Genomic DNA, 20,598 nt, shown 5'->3' on the forward strand with positions numbered 1-20,598 from the left:
TCGCAGTGACCGTACCATCAGCGCCCAGTTCCTCACCGTTGTAGACGCCGTCGCCGTTGGTGTCGCCTAACAGTTCGACAGTCGGAGCGGATGCGGCTTCTGCATCAACCAAGGTACTATCACTGGCTTCAGGAGAAATATTGCCAGCGGCATCTTCCACTTGCGCCGTAACGCCCACATTATTGCCGGCACCAACCGGCACCTCGACCTGAATACCGTTATCCAAATCATCTTGGGTGATCACGCGATCGACAAGAATCGAGCCATTCGTATCTTTGATGATGATACGGTCGCCGACTTCGGTGCCATCAGTAAGCGTTACATTGGCGGTAATGGTGCCATCAACGCCAATTTCATCGAGATTAAAAATGCTATCGCCGTTAGTATCACCGACGAATTCAACGCTTGGTGCCGGACAAACAATGTCGGCATCCGGTGCAGTTTCAGATGCCAAATCGGACGTATTACCCGCCGCATCGGTGATCTGCCCTGTCACCGTCTCATTTGGGTTAACTTGAATCTCAACTTTACCCGCCGCAATTTCATCGTCCGTCAAAGAGTGTTCAACACCATTAATCACGAGCTTGTCTTTGCTTGGGTCAAAGTCATCCGGCAAGGTTACCGTTGCTGTTACCGTGCCGTCTGGGCCAAGTTCGGCTTGGTTGTAAATACCATCTGCACCTGGGTCTTCAAACGTAATGCTTGGTGGCGTCGCAACGGTATCAATTGTCAGGGGATCGTCGAGTTCACTGGTCGCCGTATTTCCGGCCTCATCAGTCACTGTAATGGTGACATCATAGTCACCATCTTCAAGCGGTTCAGAAGGGATAAACACCCAACCATCATCGGTTTCAACCGCTTCACCCGTAATCGTACCAGAAGGGCCCGTTAAGGTGACTTCTACATGGGTAATGTCATCGTCGATGTTGCCGAGGTCTAAGGTTGGCTGTGTTACATTAGTGATCTGATCATCTTTATCACCACTGTTTGAATCTGGATTTAAAGACACGGTGGGCACAGAGATCTCAGTGTCTACCTCATACTCGATCTCATCGTTCACATCGCTATCAGCCGCTAGTTCTGCCGACACTTCCGTGTCTTCTGCTAACTGCGAGCCCGGCACCGACACGGAGAAATTCCCTTCGCCATCCACAATCGCAACATAGGTCTCATCCCCTACCGTTACGATCACTTCCGCACCCGGCTTTATACCGCCCGACACCGAACCGGTAATCGTAATATTCACTGACGTCTCTGCGTCATTGATAATATTATCATCTGTAATCGGTCCATGCAGTGTAATGGCAAACTCTGGGCCATCGTCATCGGACTCACTGCCCTTCAACTCAACGTCATAACCATCGAGGAAAACATTCCCCGTATCGTAGCCCGCTTCCGCGATGGTTTGACTATTCAAACGCGTAATTTCAACAAACCCAGCATTGGTCGACGAAACCGCCATCCCCCCCGCAGGGGCTTCAAAATCTTCTGTTGGATCGGCACCTGCTAGAATGGCGTTCTGCAATTTCGCGATTTCATCGTCCGATGCCAATGCTTTAGAAACAAAACCACGATCATCATCGTCACAGGTTGCACACTGCCCAGCGACACGGAACTGACCACTGGATGAATGAATTTCATATTCAGCACCGGAAAGACTCACCACCACCGACCCGGCAGGGATCAGATCACCCGACTTTACAAAAATCTGCACACCATTCGCATCAACATAAAAGACGCGGCCTTCTACGTTCTCAATGACAGCTGTTTTAGAAAAAGTTTGTAATTCCATAAAAATCCATCCACCTTACTCAGTCACAGTCGTGTGTGACTTTGTGATATATCCCTGATAACCATCCACACCAAGCTCAATAAATTTCGCTTTTTGAACGTTATTTTCAATTCTTGTCGCATAAACATCAATATCGATGTTATGCGCTGATTTAATGATTGCTTCTATAAGTTCGGCACATGACTGCTGACGAGACAGCATTGACACATACAAATAATCTAATTTTACGTAATGCGGCTTATACTGAACGACAACATCCAGTGATTTATAATGACGACCAAAGTTGTCTACCCCCCATTTAATACCGTGCTTATTCAGTATCGTGATAAATTCTTTTATATTGCTCTCGAAATGAATAAATGCTTGTTCCGGTATTTCAAAGGTACAATTTTTAAATGCATACTTGTTTTTTTGTAATACTGCATCAACCCAGTCTACAAACGATGCGTTTGTAAATGTATTGACCATTAAGTTAATGGCGATATTTCTCTTATCCATCACCGTCGTAGTAATATACTCCACCACGGAACGGTCAAAGATAGCACATAATTGATGTTGCTCGATGATGTGAATAAACTCACCGGCATTGTGTACCGTGTCTTCGTCGCAAATTGAAATAAAAACCTCATCATGAACGATCTTTTTATCCGTCAATGACAAAGTAGGAATACTGCGTAACTGATAATTTTTGTGTTCAATAGCAAACTGGATTTTTTTCAGCCATGCCGATTTACTCAATACAGATTGATCATCCTGATAAATACTGTACCCCCACACCAAACCTTTTGACGACTGAAGTGCGTTGTCCGCCATAGAAAGCAATTGTGTAGGAGAGGATGCCGAGTCAGTAACAGCGCCACCAATATGCACCTTGATATCAGTGAGATCGGTATAGGGTGCAAAGGCCTTCTTAACCACCTGATGAAGCTTCTTCGCCAGCTTTTCTGACTCCATCACCGACATACGAGATAAACACACCGTAAATTCGGCAGCAGAAATCCGCGATAATGCAACAACTGTGGCATCGCTCATCAGTGACTCTAAAGAGCAACCAATTTGCTTTACCACTTTGTCACGGGCTTCAAAGCCATACACCTGATAGATGTCCTCTAAACTGTCGCAGGCAATCAAAAATGCGGTACAACTCTTGGTTTCGTTTAAATACGACGAAACGTGATCAGTAAAATGACCACGATTACCCAAGCCAGATACGCCATCTTGCTGTACTTGCTTACGCAGGCTATTCACCACATGCTGCTGACGCTCATACTCCGACTTCAACTTCGACGCCATCTTCTGCATGGCCTGATTCAATGTCTTTAATTCAGACACGGTGGTTTGAGAAACATGCGCTTCAAATTCATTGTTTCCAAGCTGTTCTGCATAATGCGTCAACGCGGCAAGCGGCCGGAAAATATAGGTAATAATGCGATTGATAATTAGCGCGGTCGCTAAAAAGGCAGCGAAAAACCACATCGATAAATCTAACGTGCTTTTCCATAATTGATCTTCCGCCATGCTGGTATTGCTGATAACAACCAACTCTCCCACTTGCGCCCAGCCAGACGTAATCACCACACTTTCTCTTACTTCCTTGAAGCCATAAGAATCCGCAAACCATGCAGGGACATGGCTTTCATCATTACTGGCTAAGCGAGTAACGTAATCATCCTCTTTATAAAGCAGGAAGCTAATTTCTTTGTAATAGCCGCTGTCAAACGCAGCAAAAATGGCGGCTTCAACGCCTGAATTGCCATTTTCGTCATACTGATGAGGAATAAGCAGAGACAGTGAACTCACGGTATTATTCACCGTATTCACTTGCTGTTCATGAAGATAATTTTTAACCGATGCGTACTGAATATAAAATACAATGCCGTACAACACCGCAAAAACGCTTAATACGGAAATCAGAATTCTTTTGTACAAACTCATATTATTCACTCAAATTAATCAGAGGCTTTTGAAGCTCACCACGACTATACCTATTGCGCATTTTTGTCCATTTGCTCAATCTGGACGCCGTGCCTGCAAGTTGTCCCCTTCCTCGTTCTTTCATGAGCCAAAGATGGTCGGCATTAAAACTGTATATAGGTATTAAGTCTTCACGCTGTGTAGCTAATTTCACTTCGCCGTCTAAATTATCAAGAATCAACGGTATCGCATGTTTTTCTGGATAGTAGGCCAACACCATGTGAAATTGGTTTATCGACGTCGCTTTAACATAAATCAGGCGCATTTTTTCATCAGACACACCCAATTCACGCAGCGTAAAATATTTAGCTAGGCTGAAATCTTCGCAATCTCCGCCTTTTGCCCCCAGAAACTCAATCGGTGTGGCCCAATAATCTTCTCGCCCCCATAGTTTTTCATCATCAATAAACACTAACTGATTAAAAAACGTATTAACGGTATTGAGTTGTTGTGTTTCCGGAATAGGGGCGCGTAGCAAATCATGCACGATGTTTTTCCATGCAAGAATGCGCGCCTCCGCAGTGTGCCCATAAACGGACACGGCATTGGCTAAGTCGATACTGTCTAGCTCTCTGAGCGCGCTGGCACGATTCATTAGCATGCCAGCGCAAAGAGCAACGATGATCAAGCGCCTCAATTTACACCCCGCTTCGACGAGGCTCCATCGAATAAATATGCCACTTGAGATCGGTCGCTTCATCCATCAGCTTAAACTGTGCCGTGACACGGCGGTTTAGTGATTCAGCCTGTAACGTTTCATCTTTCAGTAACAGCTTTGACTCGCCCAATGGCTTAATATTGATACGGTTACTCGCCACCCCTTGTGCGATCAACGCCTTGCGTACTGCTGATGCACGGGATTTCGACAAACGCTCATTGTAATCAGACGCCCCTGAAGCACTGGCATGCCCTTCAAGTACAATCATCAGCTGCGGGTTTTGCAGCATTTTCTGCACGGCACGGTTAATTTCCACTTTCTGTACCGCATCAATCAACGAAGAGTCATGCTCGAATAACACGATCAAATCGTTCTTCTTGGCATTCGATACCACCGCAGGGCAGCCATCATTATTGATTGTGGCTCCCAACAAGGTATCCGGACACTTATCGCGTTCATTAATCACGCCATCGAAGTCATTGTCTAACTGATCTGCCACTTGCTCTGCCGCCGTGCCAACTGGTTCGCTGGCACAACCTGTTAATAACAAACTGCCGGTGAGCAATGAAAGTACGAGTCCCTTATTTGTCATCGCTTATTCTCCTTTTTCCCATTCTTCTGGCGTGTTGACATATAAAGCGTCAAGCAACTGGCCCGTCGCATTCAGCAAACGATATTGTGAATCGATATGTTGATAATCCGCCGTCACAAACGACTTTCTTGCTTCAAACAATTCGTTTTCCGTGTTTAACACATCCAAAAGTGAGCGTGAGCCAAGCTTAAACTGACGCTGATACGCTTTAAGGGTCTGATAACTTTGCTCAACATGCTGACGGTAGAACACTTTTTGTTGGTTAAGAATATCCACTGCACTCCAAGCAAGGCGTGTGCCTTCTTCAACCTGACGCACCGTATTTTCACTGATGTTTTTCGCCTGATCTAAACGCGCAACAGACTCCGCCACTTTCGCGGTATCACGCCCACCACCGAACAAGTTGTAATTCAAACGTACCATGGCGCTGAAGTCATCATCGCTGCCACGCGTGCCGTCATAATCTTCACTCAGGCGCTGTTCGACATAGACATCGATCTCTGGGTAATAACCCGATTTAGACGCTTTATATGCCGATTTTGCAGCATCGATATCTTTAACAGAGGAAGACACCGTTGGGTTATTTTCTTTCGCAAACGCTAATGCTTCTTCTAGACTGGCTGGCAAGAAACGATCATCCACATCTGGCTGAACGAGATCTTTTGGCCATGCATTCACGAGACGTAGAAATTGGTCATTCACGTCGATAAGGTTATTTCGTGCTGACAGCACATTGGCTTGTGCTCGGGCCACACGGCCGTTAATTTGCGAAACATCAGCCGTCGAACTCAACCCTGACTTCACTTTTTTCGTGATGTCACGTTGATACTTCAAATGCGTCTTGAGGTTTGATTCTGCTAATACCAGCAATTTTTCTTCCCGCAACACATTGAGGTAAGCATTCGATACACTCAAGGCATAATTCTCGGCGGAGAATAAAATACGGTAACGTTCAGCCTCGGCTTCTGCTTCTGTGCGGTCGATATTTGAACTCACACCAAAACCATCAAAAATAAGCTGACGTAAACGTAATGACACTTGACGGGCAGTGAGGTCTTCCGTTGAACTGTACGTATCACGATCTTTCTCTCGACGCTGATAACCCACTTCGCCAGATAAATCCAATGAAGGCAGGTAATCTGCGACGGCTTGATCAGAAAGTGCAAGACGTGAATTGTAGCTTGCAACCACTTCTTTAACTTCTGGGCTTGTTGCCAAACCTTGTGACACGGCCTCTTCTAAAGACATTGCCCATGAGGTAGGCACACATAACGCCCCTATCACTAATGATAACACCTGCTTTTTCATAATCTCTCCATGAAACTCAATCACCTAAAAAACAAAACGTGGTTAGCGCTCTCTCAACGCGCTTTGTTTTGCTTTCAGCAATGGTTTTAATAAGTAATCCATTACTGTTTTTTTACCGGTCATAATGTCTGCTTGAATTAGCATTCCCGGAATAATTTTGTATTGCTTATCCCCTGACGATAATTCGTTGGTATGTGTTCTTACGCGCACAATATAAAACTCGTTGCCTTCTTCATCTTGAATGGTGTCAGCCGAAACATGCTCAACCACGCCATTCAAACCACCGTATATTGTAAAATCATAAGCGGTGAATTTAACGATGGTTTCTAAACCATGGCGAATAAATGCGATATCTTTCGGATTTATATTGGCCTCAATCAATAAAGAATCCTGACTTGGCACAATTTCAAGTAACTCCATGCCAGGTTGAATAACCCCGCCAACTGTATTGATATTTAACGTTTTAACAATGCCATCAACCGGTGATACCACCATGGTCCGCTTAACTCTGTCTTGAAGCCCGACAGAGGTTGCGGTGACGGCACTGAGCTTTTCGTTTAAATCATTTAATTCTGCTTGTGCTTCATTACGAAAAACAAAGGCCGCTTCTCGGTAACGCGTAATCGCCCCCATTTGTTCCGCTTCCAATTTAGGTACGGATAATGTCAGCTGACTCACTTGGCCACGAAGATCATTTAATTGGCGTTCTAATTTGAGAATATCCACTCGCGATACAATGCCTTCTGCGGCTAAAGGCTTGCTCATCGCCAATTCTTGACGGACTAACTCAACACTACGCTTTAACGTTTCAATTTTTGATTCAGTTTCTTTAATCGACTGCTGCTTTTCATTCACCTGAAGAGAAATGGTCTGCAATTGATTATTCAGTTTTGCTAAACGGGTTTTCTTCTCACTTTCTTGGCCTTGTACTATCGCCGGGTGTTCTTGAATGAATAACGGTGAATAAGCAATCGGTGCTAACGAGACCGACACTGTTTTTTCCCACTGTGCATGCTGATCTACCGAGCTGACCTGAACGCTCTCGACTTCATGCTGCAATCGAATGACGGCCGCATTCAAGCTGGCAATTTCCCCTTCTCCCGCCACCAAATCGGAACGAAATAAGGTGTCATCAATTTCTAGCAAAGGCTGTCCTTTTTCAACGGACTGCCCTTCTTTCACCAAAATGTGTTTAACGATGCCACCTTCAAGGTTTTGAATCACTTGAACTTGATCGGCCGGTATCACTTTGCCGACACCGACAGTGACTTCATCTAGTTGTGCAATGCTCGCCCAGATAATCGCGACAAAAACAAACGCAAACGATCCCCACACCAACGCGCGCGCTTGCTTAGGCACATCCAAAACGACAGCGGCAGCTGTCTGACTATAAAAAGCATTATGCTGCATGCGCCCTCCCTGGCTGGCGAATTCGCCCTTCAGCCAACGCCTCTAACACCTGCTGGCGCGGTCCATCTAAGACAACGCGGCCTTGATCGAGCACAATCACGCGATTCACCACATCCAACATCGAGGTTTTATGGGTCACTAAGAGCAAAGTCTGATCATCCGCTAAACCCGCTAGTTGCTGCTTCACATGATTTTCCGTACGCGAGTCCATCTGTGATGTTGGCTCATCCAACACATACAGTGACGATGTACGCAAAAATGCACGGGCTAACGCAATAGATTGTCTCTGGCCTCCCGACAAATAACGGCCCCCTTCGCCTACTTGGCGATCCAGACCTTCAGCATCATGACGCGTAAACTCTGTCACGCCAGCCATTTCGGCGGCGCGCTGAACGGCTGAAGCCGAGATGGCGGGTTCACCCAGCATGATGTTTTCACGAATGGAGCCATAGAATAGATTGATATCCTGTGGCACGACCCCGATTTGCTTACGAACAAAGCTGGGGTTGTATTGCTCGATATTGATATCATCAAGCAGGATCATACCTTTCGATGGCTGATAGAGATTAAGCAGAAGCTTTTCAACGGTTGTTTTGCCCGCCCCGATACGACCAATGATGGCGACCTTTTCCCCTTTTGCGATGGAGAAAGAAACATTAGACAGAATGTTTGGCGCATCATCGTCATAACGGAAGCTGACGTTACGAAACGCCACTTTGCCATTGAGTTGTTCCGCATGAAGATAACGACGCTGCGGCTCTTGCTCTTGCGGTGTGGCCATGATGTCATTCAATTGCTGATATGACGTGATCACCTGCGAGTAACGCGTCGCTAACCCCGCCAGTTGTAACATCGGCTGTAAACAACGGCCCGAAAGCATCACTGACGCAATGATCGCCCCCATTGAGATGGCATTGTCAGCCAACAAATACACGCCGAAGACAATCAATCCAACGCTGACTAACTGCTGCGCAAACCCGGCAAACGTTAATATCGCGCTTGATAACCAACGAGTCTTGTTGCCCCATGTCGCCATATGGCCAACGGATTGTTCCCATTTAAATTGATATTGCCCTTCGCCCCCATGCAGCTTCACGGTTTCGATGCCGTGCAAGCTTTCGTATAAGTTGGCATTTTTCTGTGCCGACAGTTGGTTCGACTCATCAATGGTGCGATTAAGTGGCGCTTGAACTAAAAAACTGGCCAATGCGACAATCAACATGGCGACGATCGGGACAATCACTAAAGGGCCTGCAATCATCGTCAATACAATCAACATGAATACGGCAAAAGGCAAATCAATCAACGCAGTGATCGTACTGGACGCTAAAAAGCTACGTACCGATTCAAATTCATTCAAATGTCGGCTATAGACCCCGACTGACTCTGGGCGGTACTTTAACTTCATGCCCAAGGTGCGTGCATAAATATCAGCAGACATCAATATGTCCGTTTTTTTCCCCGCCAGATCAACAAACCAGTTACGCATTAATTTGAGTATCAGGTCAAAAACAAAAACGATCACAGCCCCAATCGCCAGTACCCATAATGAATCAAAAGCTAAATTCGGCACCACACGATCGTAAACGTTCATGGTAAAAAGCGGCGTCGCCAGTGCAAACAGGTTAATCAATATAGAAGCAACAAAGACGTCAACATAAATACGCTTTGCACTCAATATTGGCCCCCAGAACCAATGATCGGTCAATGCTGTCTTGTCACTGACACGGGCTCTTTCTTCTATTACGGGTAATGCTTTTAATACAGCAACATCTTGCTGAGTCATTTGGCTTAATGCCGCCACAGACATCGTTATTTGTCCATGCGATGTTAAACATGTCGCTTCTGTTTTATTGATCTGGGTAATAACCATGCCTTTATTGTCATTGATAACAATAAAAGGTGAGGCCAATTGGATCAGAGCATCCACATTAAAAGGTACCCATTTTGCTTCCAATCCAAGATTTTTCACTGCCGGTGGAAGCTGCGAATAATGGAATACGCCGTCAGGCATCGGAATGCCTGAGACTAATAATTCGTGTGAATATGCCAAATTAAAATACGTTGTCACTAATCGAACAGCATCTGTCAATGTTTCTGATACATGATTATCGTTTTTCATATTCACCCTCCTTATCAATAAGCGTCACTATCTTGACGCTTATATTACCTGTTTTTTTTCTTCTGTCTTGCCTCTGAACGATGTTATTAGCGCTATTACTTACCGTCAGATAACTATTTTATACGGGCGCTCAAACCGTAAAAGTGGAATACATAACCAACAGGGCATAATAAATTCCTAAGGCGTATTTGATATTCCGCATTAAAGTCGCTCAGCGCTATGGAGCAGGCGAATAATTGATATTGAGTATATTGATTTTAAATGTATATTTTTTTGTTAATTTACTTCATCAACTTAGTTATGAGTCAATTTTGCAGCATATTCACTCAGTTTCAAGCGCCAAATAATTAACTACACACTCAACAAAAGTAACCAAGCGATATAATATGCTTCACATACCGCCATATGTAAGACTATCCGTTCACCAACAGCTTTGGGACTTTCTTCAACAGTCATTAATACCTCCCCCCTCCATCTATGTGACTCAAATCACGTGTTCTTATCCATGCATCGTTCATAAAAAAGCCTTGCAGCTCAAAGCGTAAGCAAACGATACGTAAAGGCTAAAAAAAGCCTGTTGAAAGGCTTGCACCGACGATCATCACTCGCTAATATGCTCAACGTTCCTTGAGAACACTGTACGACCGTAGCTCAGTTGGTTAGAGCACCACCTTGACATGGTGGGGGTCGGTGGTTCGAATCCACTCGGTCGTACCAAACATCTTGCCTAACCAGTAAGATGTACAAAATTTGGGTCTATAGCTCAGTTGGTTAGAGTACTACCTTGACATGGTAGGGGTCGGCGATTCGAGTTCGCCTAGACCCACCAAATTCCAATAATTGCACTGTTTCTTCGGAAACACCCCAACGCGATTATTGAGGGCGATTAGCTCAGTTGGGAGAGCACCTGCCTTACAAGCAGGGGGTCACTGGTTCGAGCCCGGTATCGCCCACCATTTTATTGTACGACCGTAGCTCAGTTGGTTAGAGCACCACCTTGACATGGTGGGGGTCGGTGGTTCGAATCCACTCGGTCGTACCAAACATCTTACCTAACCAGTAAGATGCGAAAAATTTGGGTCTATAGCTCAGTTGGTTAGAGTACTACCTTGACATGGTAGGGGTCGGCGATTCGAGTTCGCCTAGACCCACCAAATTTGATAATCGCATCGTTTCATTAGAAACACCCCAACGCGATTATTGAGGGCGATTAGCTCAGTTGGGAGAGCACCTGCCTTACAAGCAGGGGGTCACTGGTTCGAGCCCGGTATCGCCCACCATTTTCGTAAGAAGTAAAAAAGCCTGCTCATTGAGCAGGCTTTTTTGCGTCTGGGCACTTCCCTGCTTTCCCTTTTTCCCCTTGTACGCCTTCCTTTATCATCCCTCCTCTTTTGATATCCATCCCATGCACTGACGGTCATTCTTTCCCTGCAAACAAAACACATTATTACATATAGGTAATATTCATTTTCGTTTTGATGGGATTATCAAATTTCCACAATCCCCTATACTGCCCACCAACAAGGCGATAGAGCAAATGAGGGAGCTTAACGACACTCATACACATGCTCATCCTTACCCCATTTTTTTCTGTTTATTTGTCTATCAAGACGTAAGCAATAAGGACAATCCAATGGCACTTGAAATCAAACCAGGTCAAACACACATTAAATCTAAAGCAATGGTCGCTTGGGCGGCGGGCGAACCGCTAAAAATGGAAGAAGTGGATGTACAGCTTCCTAAAGCGGGCGAAGTGCTTGTTCGCATCGTTGCAACCGGTGTTTGTCATACTGATGCTTTCACTCTATCGGGTGACGATCCTGAAGGTATCTTCCCTTCTATTCTTGGCCACGAAGGCGGCGGCATCGTTGAAATGATCGGCGAAGGCGTAACAAGTGTGGAAGTTGGCGACCATGTTATCCCACTTTACACTGCTGAATGTGGTGAGTGTAAGTTCTGCAAATCAGGCAAAACAAACCTTTGCCAAGCGGTACGCGTCACTCAAGGCCAAGGCCTGATGCCTGACGGTACTAGCCGTTTCTCTATTAATGGTGAAACCATTTTCCATTACATGGGTTGTTCTACGTTTTCTGAGTACACGGTTCTGCCTGAAATCTCACTGGCGAAAGTGAACAAAGAAGCACCGCTTGAAGAAGTGTGTCTACTTGGCTGTGGCGTAACCACCGGGATGGGCGCAGTACTTAATACGGCGAAAGTGGAAAAAGGCGACAACGTGGCAGTCTTCGGCCTAGGCGGTATCGGCCTTTCTGCCATCATTGGTGCACGCATGGCCGGTGCTGATCGCATCATCGGTGTGGATATCAACGAGAGCAAATTCGAGCTAGCAAAACAGCTTGGCGCGACTGACTGCATCAACCCAATGAAATTCGACAAGCCTATTCAAGATGTGATTGTTGAAATGACAGACGGTGGCGTTGAATACTCATTTGAGTGTATCGGTAACGTAAACGTGATGCGTCAAGCACTTGAGTGCTGCCACAAAGGTTGGGGCGAATCTGTCATCATCGGTGTTGCCGGTGCGGGCCAAGAGATCTCAACCCGTCCATTCCAGCTTGTGACAGGCCGAGTATGGCGTGGTTCTGCTTTCGGTGGTGTTAAAGGCCGCTCTGAGCTACCAGAAATCGTTAACCGTTACATGGCGGGTGAATTTGGTCTGCAAGAGTTCATCACCCATACCATGGGTCTACAAGACGTTAACGAAGCGTTTGAACTGATGCACAAAGGCGAATCTATCCGTACTGTTCTACACATGGATAAGTAAGCTGTCGATGAGCCTTCTTCGGAAGGCTCATCACGTTAGCGATACAAGACAATCACTCACATATCATCATATTCAGCAATCTCTGTTCCTTCGATGACATAACCCACTTCTGCCAATTCATGGCTTACGTGCACGGTTTTCAGCCTACCAATCACATAAATCACATCCCATAACGCTTGCACTGGCGCACCTTTGGGGAATTTTACGTAAATAATCTGGTTTGCTGGCGGCGGTGGCACATGGATACAGGCCCCAAAGTAAGGCACCAACAAAAACTCCGTCACGACTTTCTCATCACCTTCTAAAGGGATAACAAAGCCGGGAATTTTCACGGTACTGCCGTTTAACTCTGGCCTCACCTTCCCGACCGTTGATTGTTGTACCTGCTCCCCTGAATGATCAATCATTGGCATACCATTCAGTTCAAATTGGTTGCGTTCATTTTCTGGCACGAGATCAATCCAATCCAAAACGAGGAGATCATCAGAGGCGTAACTGATCGTCGGAACGAGGGTGGCTATAACACATAGCAGTGATAACAGTATTTTTTTCATGTTTGTATTCATACCCGTCTATTCATATTCGTATTTAAATTCGAATTGTCATACCATCGCTAAGCGACTGTTTATACGCACTGAGTGCAGGAATAAAGCCCATTGCCATACCGGCAAATTGTACGATCCCCAGTAACATCCATTCATATGCCGTCATCCCCGTCAATGCGAGGTTGATACCATACTGTTGCTGAATAATGGGATGGGCAACACCCAACACAAGGTATAACCCTGCCACACCGACAAGAATACCGGCGAAGGTTAGCGCACTGGCTTCACTGATCAGCAAGGCAAAAACGTGCTTAGGTCTTGCCCCCATCGCTCTCAGGATCGCCATTTCACGCCGTCTTTCCTGTAAGCTGGTCAATAAGCTGCTGAGCATGCCGAGCAACCCTGCAATCACAACAAAAGCAGACACCGCCATCAACGCTTGTTCAGCGACAGACATCATGCCCCACAACTCATGCAATGCGACCCCCGGCAAAATGGCGCTCAACGGCTCTTGGCTGTAAGTGTTGATCTGCCGTTGTAAAGCAAAGGTCTGAATTTTCGATTTCAGTCCCAGCAACATCGCAGTGATTTGCTTCGGCTGGAACTGATGCTGAGTCAATTGTTCTGCCGTCGGCGTGCTACCGAGATGGGCACCCGACTCCCACCCCACATGAATGGCTTCGATGGCTTCTAACGACACATGCACCGTTTTGTCGACAGGTGTCCCTGTTGGTGCAAGAATACCCACGACCTTAAACGGCAACTGATCATGGCGGCTAAAGCCAACATCACTGATACCGTGTGCAATGATGATTTCACTGCCGATGTGGTAACCCAGCGTTTTGGCGACATCCGCCCCAATCACCGTATCAAACAACCCTGCAAACGCTTTGCCTTGTGAGAACGCCAGTGGCTGTTTACGGCCATATTTAAAATGCGCGAAGTACTGGTCGTTCGTTCCCATGACTCGAAAACCTTTATGCGAGTCCCCCAGCGAAATCGGGATCGCCCACTTCACAGCACGATGCTGACTAAACGCCTGATAGCTTTTCCAGTCGATATTATTGGTGGCGTTACCTATGCGAAAAACAGAATAAAGCAGTAAATTAACCTGACCCGATCGGCCGCCAACAATAAGGTCGGTCCCTGACAGGGTATTGGCAAAGCTAGTCTTAGCTTGCGTACGAATGCGCTCCACCCCCAGCAACAGAATCACGGAAATCGCCACCGTGAGTATCGTTAGCATGGCCGTAGCTTTACGGTTCATCACGCTTTTCCAAGCGAGCATCGCAATCGCTTTCATGATGCCATCTCCGCGTGATTCAGTTGCTGTAAATCAATGACGCAATCAAACAACGGTTCGAGAGTGGGATCGTGACTCACAAAGATCAGTGTTGATTGGGCAGCGTTCGCTTGTTCCATCAGTAATTGAATAAAAGCATGGCGATTATCATGATCCAGCGCTGATGTCGGTTCATCGGCAATAATTAACGCAGGCGATCCAATCAGTGCTCTTGCTGCCGCGACACGTTGTTGCTGACCAATACTGAGCGCGACAACTGCCTTGTTGAATTGCGCTTCAGGCAAGTGCAAACGTTGCAATAAATGCCTTGCCGTTTCGTCGGCAGGCATCGTGAGTCGCTGTTTTCTTTGTTTAGAAAAGTGACAAGGCAAGATAACATTTTCAATCACATTCAAATAAGGCAATAGATTAAACTGCTGGAAAATATAGCCAATATGGTCCGCTCTGAATGTGTCTCTTTGGCTGGCGGTCAATTGACTGACATCCGTCCCCAAAATCTCAACTCGCCCGTGCTGGGCTTGGTGAATACCGGTTAACAGGCCGAGCAAGGTCGATTTACCGCAACCACTCGGGCCTTTAATAAATACATGCTCCCCTTGGCCAATCGTGAGTGCTGGAATGCTCAATACGGGGGAAGACGCTTGTGGCCATGAGAAAACCACCTCACGCAATGTCACCACTGGGGGCGTTATATTCACTGTTACATCACTCATTGTACTGTCCACATTCATGCTTGTAGGGCAGAGGCTACCCTGCCCTACAAACCTGTTACCTTAAAATCAATCACCTCAAAACTGGCACCTCAACATCAGGCACCTTGAAATCAAGCATTTTGAAATCAAAAACCTGACTATAACGAAATCACTGCCTTACCTGCAGACAGCTCAATGGCTGTTTGAGCGTTATCCGTCAGAAGGTTAACGTGAATCATTTGGGTGTCAGTAAAATGAGTGAACCACTGAGTTTCAATACGTTTTAAATCGGCAATATCATCACAGTGGTAGTGATACTCGACAGTAAACGCACCATGCCCGTCATTGTGATTATCATGATGCGCATCTGTTTCATGTTCATGATGGTCGTGATCATCATGAGAGTCATGTTCTTCGTGAGACGTATGGTCTTTATGAGCATCATGATCATGGTGCTCATCGTGTTTAGCGTGAGCATCCATCTCACCGAGTGTGTGATGCACCGATGCCTGTTCAAGTGTGCACTGTGCGCCACGATTAAGGGTAAACAGTGTATTTGCCTGAGCAAGTTGCTCCGTCGCTTGGTTAACGTGTTGCTGCTGCTTTTGGGTTTGTGGCTGATGTTCAAAACCAACAACATCAGCCCCTGGCGCGGTGATTTCAATCAATAAATCATGGCCATCTTGAGCGATGTTAAACTCAACTTGCCCGTGCACATGGGCATCATGCTGGCGAAAATGATCCTCTGCAAACGCAGAAGCCGTGAAAATAGTGGCACTTAAAACAAGCCCCACAGAAAGAGCAACGTGAGATTTGGCCGTCATGAATCCAATCCTTAATAATCAATAGTCAAAATAGTAAACGTGATTAATCAGTAAGGAACGGCGGTGAACGCGCAAGATAAGCAAAATGCTGGGTTCTGGCTTTTTCCGTGAAAAAAGTAACATCAAACCCTTCAAATGATGGGATAAGGGGCACGACAGGCACGGCTTGAGACAGGCCATATTGCGCGGCTGAGAATAATTCACAGTGGTGATGTAGATGGTGGCTTGGATCACTGTCGACCTGGTGGCTTACCACCGCGACATTGAACCATATCGCTAGAACGATCGCACACACCGCAATACAACGCGTTTTTAAATGGTGAGATCGGCGACTAGCCATGACTGAATACTCTTCATCCTTGATATTGTTATAATATAACAATACCGAACAGCCGTGTCAGTGCTTTGTGAAAAATAAAACCGCCAGCGCATAGGCTGGCGGTTTGATCATTTATCGAGAAATAACAGAAGAATGACCGTTACTGCCCCGCATTCATGGCTTTCAACTTATCGCCCACAGGGCCAGAGAAGTTGTAACCGTCATGCTTATCCCAGTTGATAGACCATGTCATTACCCCACCGTAGTTCGGGTAATTAAACGCAGGTTTCACCGTGCCACACTTGGTGCCTTTGGTCAGACAGTCCAGTGCGTCCAAAATGTTCTGCGTTGGCGCTTGACCTGAGTTGGCTGAACTTGGGCCTGATGGCAAACCAATCGCGACCTGATCATCACGCAGTGGTGCAAAGCGCTGACCATTGGCCAATTCAAAACCTTCAATCAACATCTTAGACTGTGCCACCATCATATCCACAGAGCCTTCTGGCGCAGCACCGGGTAGGTATGGGTTTGGCATGCCACCATTGTTATAAAGCTGAACGTGTAGGAGATCTAACGTATCACGTAGCTCATCAATCAATGGAATGTATGCGCCCCAAATACCACTGTACGCAATCATACCGCCTTGTACGTAAGGGTGTTCTGGTGCCATAGTCAGGTACATATCCCCGCCCATGTTTGCTTCAATTTGTTTCAGTGCTCTCGGTAAGCGCGCCTGAATTTGTGTGCCATGCAGCAAGTTAGAACCGCTTTCTAAGTCGATGTCTAACCCGTCAAAGCCCCACTCTTTCACGACATCCGTCAAGCTGCTCACGAAGTTTGCTTCATCGGTATCGGTGTTTAGCGTAATCGTGCCTTCTGCACCACCCAGCGACAGAACAAACACTTTGCCTTCGGCTTGAAGCGCTGCCATATCTTGCTTGAATCGCTGAGGGTCAAGTGCCGGACAATCACTGTGAATGTCGCCGCTGTAAAGATTAAAGTGAACGGTACCGTCACTGCCACGATCATTTTCTGCAAATGCGATATCAATGATGTCCCATGCTTTCGACATTTCGCTCAAGTTCATCGGACAGCCTGCGCCGTTAACAAAGTTGTGCCAGTAGCCGATCAACTTATGTTTCACCGCAGATTGCTCGAACACTTTCACAGTTGCACCCGCGGTCGCCGCCGTTAAGCCCGTATTATCCGTCGCAAGCGCAGAAATACTGTAGCTACCTACCGCACCAGGCATCCACGTCGCGGTGTAAGGTGCAGACGTATCGGTTGCAACCACGCGGCCGTTAACCAAAAACTCCACTTTTGTCACGGTACCGCTCATCGACGTTGCTTCAGCGGCCATGTTGATCGCTTTCCCTAAGCCGACCGTCGTACCGCTGGTTGGCGAGGTTAAAGAGGCAACCAATGGTTGATCGCTCACTTTCACCAAGACACCGGCTTTACCTTCATTCCCTTCATTGTCGGTCGCGACCGCACTTAGGCTCACTTCGCTGTTACCACTGGCTAGCCAATTCGCGCTGTACGGTGCTTGTGAGTCCACACCAAGGCTCTGCCCTGCGGCAAAGAATTCGACACCGCTGATTGAACCGTCGGCATCCGTTGCTTCTACCGCCAAGGTCACGGTTTCACCCGCTAATACCGTGGCGTTATCCGCTGGCGTAGTGAATGTGACAACAGGGCCAATGGCACAAATGCCCAGCTCTGTCCAAGCTTCCTGCCAGTAAGCGCCCGTGTTTGGCTCATACGCCCACGCTGAATCCGATGAACACCAACCGGCAATGTCACACTCGTACTTGTAGTTCATGTTCTGAACCACATCGCCTGCCGCGTATTTCGTACCCGCTTTATATTGCGGCACTCCGGCACAACCGCCAGTGCCCGTTGCCCCTTCGACAGCAACCGTCACGTCTTGTGACCATACGGCCAAGTTATCCGAATCGATAGCCTTCACTTTAAAGCTGTGCGAGCCTTGTGTCGCTGCCCATACCGTTTCAAAAGGCGCGGTGTCATCACTGCCCACCAGCTGGTTATCCACGTAGAACTCAACGCGCGTCACCGTACCGTCTGCATCAGAGGCATTGGCCTTCAAGACGACTTGTTCACCGTCTTTGATCTGTGCGTTGGCTGTTGGGTAAGCCAAGTCCACCACCGGAGGGACGCCACCGTCAGCGGGGTTAACCGTGATTTTCACCTTATCTTGTGTCACCGCACCTTCATTGTCGGTCACCACTGCAGTGATGGTGTGTTGGCCAGTCATGGCTTTCCATGTCAACGTATAAGGAGCAGTATCAACGACCCCGACGCTTGAACCGTTCAACAAAAATTCAACATCACGCACACTACCGTCGCTGTCTGCAGCCGTTGCTGAAAGCGTAATACTATCGCCGTCCGTAAATTGGGCATTGTTCAAAGGAGAGGTTACGTCGATAGTCGGTGGCTGGTTTGTGTTACCGCCATTATCACATTGGCCAAGTGATGACCACTCTTGCCATTGTCCGGAATGTTGATCAGGACTATTGCCTGACGACCACCAGTTGGATTGATACGCTTCGCCGCCCTGCTGGACTTTCGCCCCGCCATTATAAGCGACGTTACTTTGCCATTCTGGCAATGCCGTACAATCAAACGCTAACGCAGGATAAGCAGACGCCAAACCCAACGCTATCGCTGACGGTATAAAAATTTTACGCATAGTGAATGTCCTTACTCATAGTTACTTTAAAGGCATATTTATTTTTCCGATGGGCTACCACCAAGAATTCAAGATCCCTTCATTCATCATGCGTAATAAATCATTCAGTGCAGGGAATTCACACTTAATTTTCTAAACTATTAATAGAATATCCCATTTTAATTTCACCGTGTTACGCACTCTCTCATTACAACATGCATAACCATCACCTTTTCTCTTTAACCACCATGATGAACAACACAAAAATAACGTGTTGTCATTCGTGAAAATCCGTCATTTAACACCCAAAATCACGGGTCAATATTAACTCTTGATGATTACTACACGTCACATTTTACTCGTATTTCTCGCAAAACAATTGATAAAGGTCTCATTAGCTTTGTCGGGCATTTGATCATACCAACCATTGAATGTGAACATTGAAACAATAACAACGTAAATTGTTTTAATCATCACAAAGGTTGCATAATGGACATTGCCACACCTAAAAAAACAGCCATAGCTGCACTGCTATCTGCGCTATTTATTGCCCCATCGCTACACGCTGCAACGGTTTATCAAAATGATAATGGTGACCATTTAGACGTCTATGGTGAAGTTGGCATTGGTGGCCACTTCGGCGCAGACTATTCTTCTGGCGAATTTTACAAGGATAAGAGTTTCATCGACGATTCTTTTGCTACGCTGGGCGCAAAAGGAAAAAACGGTGACATTCATTACCGCCTAGAACTCGATTATGAGCGCGAGAACTGGAAATACGGTACAGGCGACATGAAACTGAGCATCGATAAAATGTTCTTGGGTTATGCCTTTAATCCAAATCATTACATTGAAGCCGGTATCACCGACACAGCCTTTGATGATTATGACAAATACGGCGATTTCACACTGGATACGACCGTAGAAACCGGTGAAGCTGGCGATCAGGCAGCGACGGTCAAATATGAAGGCCGCTTTAGCGACATCAAAGTCGGCGCTTCTTACAGCTACGATGCTGAATCAAGCTCAGGTTCATCCCTGGGTGATGTGATCAACGGTTACGCGGGTTACTTTGGTAAAACATTCTCTGTGGTACTAGGGCTAGAAACCCGTAATGGCGCTGCAGGAGAATCCAAGTACGGTGAACAACGCCTTGTCGGCCTTGGCGCTCGCCTTGCGTTAACGCACGACCTTTCCCTTGGTTTCAATGCATTCTATGAGCAAGAAGACATTGCTCAGGAAAAAAATGCGGTTGATGTGACCGATCCGAACAATGAAATCCACACCTACAACGATTACCAAACCCTTGATCACGAAGGGGCACTGGTGTCGGCAAAATACGTTATCTCACCGAAATGGGAAGTAACGGGTTCTGCAAACTATGAAGCCTATGAGCACTGGGATGAAGACAGTGAATATTGGGATGGCAAAGACAATGACTGGGGCAGCAGCCGCACATGGGGCACCTTAGGCGTGAACTATAAGCCTACACGTTCGTCTTTGCTGGCCATTGAAGGCAGCATCGGTGAAGCCGCGCAAGATGTGTATGCGTACGCCCGTGTTTACTTCTAACCCGCACTCTTTTTGC

15 protein-coding genes and 6 tRNA genes are annotated in these 20,598 nt (G+C 46.6%); 8 read left to right on the plus strand and 13 right to left on the minus strand.

The features are described from left to right. The 7 genes from ACSF8W_RS19165 to ACSF8W_RS19195 form a co-directional block, all read right to left on the minus strand. Window positions 1-1,792: retention module-containing protein (locus ACSF8W_RS19165; RefSeq protein ID WP_500848762.1), on the minus strand; the 1,792-nt coding region annotated here is incomplete at its 3' end. A gap of 15 nt (window positions 1,793-1,807) precedes the next feature. After that, a complete protein-coding gene (locus ACSF8W_RS19170) occupies window positions 1,808-3,727 on the minus strand; it encodes a bifunctional diguanylate cyclase/phosphodiesterase (protein ID WP_500848763.1) in 1,920 nt (639 codons plus the stop codon). A gap of 1 nt (window position 3,728) precedes the next feature. Beyond that, window positions 3,729-4,361 carry a transglutaminase-like cysteine peptidase gene (locus ACSF8W_RS19175; RefSeq protein ID WP_500848764.1) on the minus strand — a complete coding sequence of 211 codons (633 nt, stop codon included), beginning with the start codon at window positions 4,359-4,361 and terminating at the stop codon, window positions 3,729-3,731. A 43-nt stretch (window positions 4,362-4,404) separates the two neighbouring features. After that, complete coding sequence (locus tag ACSF8W_RS19180; protein WP_500848765.1) at window positions 4,405-5,016, minus strand: OmpA family protein; 612 nt, start codon at window positions 5,014-5,016, stop codon at window positions 4,405-4,407. 3 nt (window positions 5,017-5,019) lie between these two features. After that, complete coding sequence (locus ACSF8W_RS19185) at window positions 5,020-6,324, minus strand: TolC family outer membrane protein (protein ID WP_500848766.1); 1,305 nt, start codon at window positions 6,322-6,324, stop codon at window positions 5,020-5,022. 42 nt (window positions 6,325-6,366) lie between these two features. Next, entirely contained in the window at window positions 6,367-7,734 is a 1,368-nt protein-coding gene (locus tag ACSF8W_RS19190) for an HlyD family type I secretion periplasmic adaptor subunit (RefSeq protein ID WP_500848767.1), read from the minus strand. Next, entirely contained in the window at window positions 7,724-9,856 is a 2,133-nt protein-coding gene (locus tag ACSF8W_RS19195; protein ID WP_500848768.1) for a type I secretion system permease/ATPase, read from the minus strand. The genes ACSF8W_RS19190 and ACSF8W_RS19195 overlap by 11 nt, the downstream gene beginning before the upstream one ends. 640 nt (window positions 9,857-10,496) lie before the next feature. Here ACSF8W_RS19195 and ACSF8W_RS19200 point away from each other — a divergent pair. The 7 genes from ACSF8W_RS19200 (at window position 10,497) to ACSF8W_RS19230 (ending at window position 12,638) form a co-directional block, all read left to right on the plus strand. After that, a tRNA-Val gene (locus ACSF8W_RS19200) sits at window positions 10,497-10,573 on the plus strand. Window positions 10,574-10,608: 35 nt separating this feature from the next. Beyond that, window positions 10,609-10,685 (plus strand) — tRNA-Val (locus ACSF8W_RS19205). Between the two features lie 51 nt (window positions 10,686-10,736). Continuing rightward, window positions 10,737-10,812, plus strand: a tRNA-Val gene (locus ACSF8W_RS19210). A gap of 9 nt (window positions 10,813-10,821) precedes the next feature. Further along, window positions 10,822-10,898, plus strand: a tRNA-Val gene (locus ACSF8W_RS19215). Window positions 10,899-10,933: 35 nt separating this feature from the next. Then, window positions 10,934-11,010 (plus strand) — tRNA-Val (locus ACSF8W_RS19220). A gap of 50 nt (window positions 11,011-11,060) precedes the next feature. Beyond that, window positions 11,061-11,136: transfer RNA gene (locus tag ACSF8W_RS19225), tRNA-Val, on the plus strand. Window positions 11,137-11,489: 353 nt separating this feature from the next. Further along, the gene (locus ACSF8W_RS19230; protein ID WP_500848769.1) at window positions 11,490-12,638 is read left to right on the plus strand and encodes an S-(hydroxymethyl)glutathione dehydrogenase/class III alcohol dehydrogenase; all 1,149 of its coding nucleotides are present in this window, start codon (window positions 11,490-11,492) and stop codon (window positions 12,636-12,638) included. 56 nt (window positions 12,639-12,694) lie between these two features. Here ACSF8W_RS19230 and ACSF8W_RS19235 read toward each other — a convergent pair whose 3' ends face one another. The 6 genes from ACSF8W_RS19235 to ACSF8W_RS19260 all read right to left on the minus strand — a co-directional run bounded on the left by ACSF8W_RS19235 (window position 12,695) and on the right by ACSF8W_RS19260 (window position 19,031). Next, a complete protein-coding gene (locus tag ACSF8W_RS19235; RefSeq protein ID WP_500848770.1) occupies window positions 12,695-13,192 on the minus strand; it encodes a DUF3299 domain-containing protein in 498 nt (165 codons plus the stop codon). 34 nt (window positions 13,193-13,226) lie between these two features. Beyond that, the gene (locus tag ACSF8W_RS19240) at window positions 13,227-14,486 is read right to left on the minus strand and encodes an ABC transporter permease (protein ID WP_500848771.1); all 1,260 of its coding nucleotides are present in this window, start codon (window positions 14,484-14,486) and stop codon (window positions 13,227-13,229) included. Further along, complete coding sequence (locus ACSF8W_RS19245; protein WP_500848772.1) at window positions 14,483-15,199, minus strand: ABC transporter ATP-binding protein; 717 nt, start codon at window positions 15,197-15,199, stop codon at window positions 14,483-14,485. The genes ACSF8W_RS19240 and ACSF8W_RS19245 overlap by 4 nt, the downstream gene beginning before the upstream one ends. A gap of 137 nt (window positions 15,200-15,336) precedes the next feature. Beyond that, entirely contained in the window at window positions 15,337-16,002 is a 666-nt protein-coding gene (zrgA, locus tag ACSF8W_RS19250; RefSeq protein WP_500848773.1) for a zinc uptake protein ZrgA, read from the minus strand. A gap of 43 nt (window positions 16,003-16,045) precedes the next feature. Beyond that, window positions 16,046-16,342 (minus strand): DUF2607 family protein, encoded by a 297-nt coding sequence (locus tag ACSF8W_RS19255; RefSeq protein ID WP_500848774.1) that lies wholly within the window; start codon window positions 16,340-16,342, stop codon window positions 16,046-16,048. A 139-nt stretch (window positions 16,343-16,481) separates the two neighbouring features. Beyond that, window positions 16,482-19,031: an Ig-like domain-containing protein gene (locus ACSF8W_RS19260; RefSeq protein WP_500848775.1), complete on the minus strand. Its 2,550-nt coding sequence runs from the start codon at window positions 19,029-19,031 to the stop codon at window positions 16,482-16,484. Between the two features lie 468 nt (window positions 19,032-19,499). Between ACSF8W_RS19260 and ACSF8W_RS19265 the strand changes: the two genes are divergently transcribed. Next, complete coding sequence (locus tag ACSF8W_RS19265) at window positions 19,500-20,582, plus strand: TonB-dependent receptor (protein ID WP_500848776.1); 1,083 nt, start codon at window positions 19,500-19,502, stop codon at window positions 20,580-20,582. The last annotated feature ends 16 nt before the right edge of the window (window positions 20,583-20,598 follow it).

The organism is Photobacterium sp. 270122K (assembly GCF_059941365.1).

Coding starts and splice junctions, on each gene's coding strand:
- ACSF8W_RS19170 (WP_500848763.1), bottom strand. CDS start 3,727: ATGAGTTTGTACAAAAGAATTCTGATTTCCGTATTAAGCGTTTTTGCG.
- ACSF8W_RS19175 (WP_500848764.1), bottom strand. CDS start 4,361: ATGAATCGTGCCAGCGCGCTCAGAGAGCTAGACAGTATCGACTTAGCC.
- ACSF8W_RS19180 (WP_500848765.1), bottom strand. CDS start 5,016: ATGACAAATAAGGGACTCGTACTTTCATTGCTCACCGGCAGTTTGTTA.
- ACSF8W_RS19185 (WP_500848766.1), bottom strand. CDS start 6,324: ATGAAAAAGCAGGTGTTATCATTAGTGATAGGGGCGTTATGTGTGCCT.
- ACSF8W_RS19190 (WP_500848767.1), bottom strand. CDS start 7,734: ATGCAGCATAATGCTTTTTATAGTCAGACAGCTGCCGCTGTCGTTTTG.
- ACSF8W_RS19195 (WP_500848768.1), bottom strand. CDS start 9,856: ATGAAAAACGATAATCATGTATCAGAAACATTGACAGATGCTGTTCGA.
- ACSF8W_RS19230 (WP_500848769.1), top strand. CDS start 11,490: ATGGCACTTGAAATCAAACCAGGTCAAACACACATTAAATCTAAAGCA.
- ACSF8W_RS19235 (WP_500848770.1), bottom strand. CDS start 13,192: ATGAAAAAAATACTGTTATCACTGCTATGTGTTATAGCCACCCTCGTT.
- ACSF8W_RS19240 (WP_500848771.1), bottom strand. CDS start 14,486: ATGAAAGCGATTGCGATGCTCGCTTGGAAAAGCGTGATGAACCGTAAA.
- ACSF8W_RS19245 (WP_500848772.1), bottom strand. CDS start 15,199: ATGAGTGATGTAACAGTGAATATAACGCCCCCAGTGGTGACATTGCGT.
- zrgA (WP_500848773.1), bottom strand. CDS start 16,002: ATGACGGCCAAATCTCACGTTGCTCTTTCTGTGGGGCTTGTTTTAAGT.
- ACSF8W_RS19255 (WP_500848774.1), bottom strand. CDS start 16,342: ATGGCTAGTCGCCGATCTCACCATTTAAAAACGCGTTGTATTGCGGTG.
- ACSF8W_RS19260 (WP_500848775.1), bottom strand. CDS start 19,031: ATGCGTAAAATTTTTATACCGTCAGCGATAGCGTTGGGTTTGGCGTCT.
- ACSF8W_RS19265 (WP_500848776.1), top strand. CDS start 19,500: ATGGACATTGCCACACCTAAAAAAACAGCCATAGCTGCACTGCTATCT.